1 protein-coding gene is annotated in these 1,255 nt (G+C 41.0%); it reads right to left on the bottom strand.

The genetic code is table 11. The features are described 5' to 3' along the window. Positions 1–79: 79 nt before the first annotated feature. Positions 80–775 carry a glycosyltransferase gene (locus BOW51_RS10880; protein WP_078477718.1) on the bottom strand — a complete coding sequence of 232 codons (696 nt, stop codon included), beginning with the start codon at positions 773–775 and terminating at the stop codon, positions 80–82. Between the last annotated feature and the right edge of the window lie 480 nt (positions 776–1,255).

Raw genomic sequence — 1,255 nt, 5'->3', positions numbered from 1 at the left:
TGTGATTTTCAGAATCCTTTTATCCACGCTTCAAGTCCCATGCGGAACACACTACAAATCGAACAGTTGATTATTGATATCATCTGTCGCTTATCCAGCTCACCGGCTTGAAATAGCGATACCACTTACCTGACACTCCTTTTGCCGCCTGATCAGAATTCGGTTCACCATGAAACAGAATAATTTTTGCACCGTCAGGTTTCACGGGAGGAGTAATAAAATTGAGTGGAAAAGAAGGGATGCAGTGGTACTTAAAACTTGGGCACCAGGGTTTTGGCCAGAATTTAAATATGCCCTTTTCATTCATTTTACTTGACAGGTATGCCTGTTCATTCCGAAATCTTTTACGCACAGTTTCAAAATTTTCCTGGAAATACTCAAGAATATCCGGATGCTTACCCGCCTCGAATCTGTAAACAGAAGAATTCCCTATTATTTTTCCTCTTTTCTTCGCATCAAATGCAATCAAGAACTCGCCTTCAACTTCAAAAAAACAGTCAATATTGCCGATAACCTCCACATCAAGACCCAGAAAAAGTGTTATTCCCTGAATATCTTCAAGTGGACTCGTAAACATCGAAAGTTTCTGCCAACCTCTTTCAGGTAGACCTGATGGCAAATCAAGTAAAGGGATGGGTTTAATTTCCACCTCTTCTCTTATGCCTTGCCAGTTATCAGTGAAACAAGCAAAACGAAATGGAAAGGTTAAGTTACGTGCAACCATTGAGAAAAGACGATTTACATCTTCTGAATGGTATTTATCACCCCACTTCATACAGATAATATTTACCACTCATTGTCACCTGAAGATGTATTCATATTGACCTACCCCCATTTAGTGTTCCAGTTTAGATAATAATGTATGGCCGCCTAAGATCCAATGGAATGTTAGATTCAGATGGGCGATAGCCCACGTTTCGTGTTGTAGTGCTCTCTCCATTGTTCAATGGTTACTTCTTCATACATCTGCAGTAAACCGCTGAAACTCTCTTACTTCTCCACAGAAATCACCTGGTTATTATTGGCATTATAAATTATTTGGAATAAAACTGCGCCGAGTGCATCTAGCTTAGTAAAGGAATCGGCATTTCGCCGATCCAGAAACTTAAATCTACACCTACTTACTACTTACCGTCCGTCAGAGACGATTGGGCTAAAACAAGCGTGTCTTTGATCTCGTGATGTAAAACGGGACATCCAAGTCGCCCTTTTACACTCGATCTTCGACAGCCTTTATTGCCCCGGACGCCCTGCG

It is taken from the genome of Solemya elarraichensis gill symbiont (assembly GCF_002021095.1).
GTDB lineage: Bacteria > Pseudomonadota > Gammaproteobacteria > Chromatiales > Chromatiaceae.
This window is presented reverse-complemented; position numbering and strand designations above follow the sequence as displayed.

Bases quoted from the DNA above. Each gene is read 5' to 3' on its own strand.
- BOW51_RS10880 (WP_078477718.1), bottom strand. From the start codon at position 775: ATGAAGTGGGGTGATAAATACCATTCAGAAGATGTAAATCGTCTTTTC.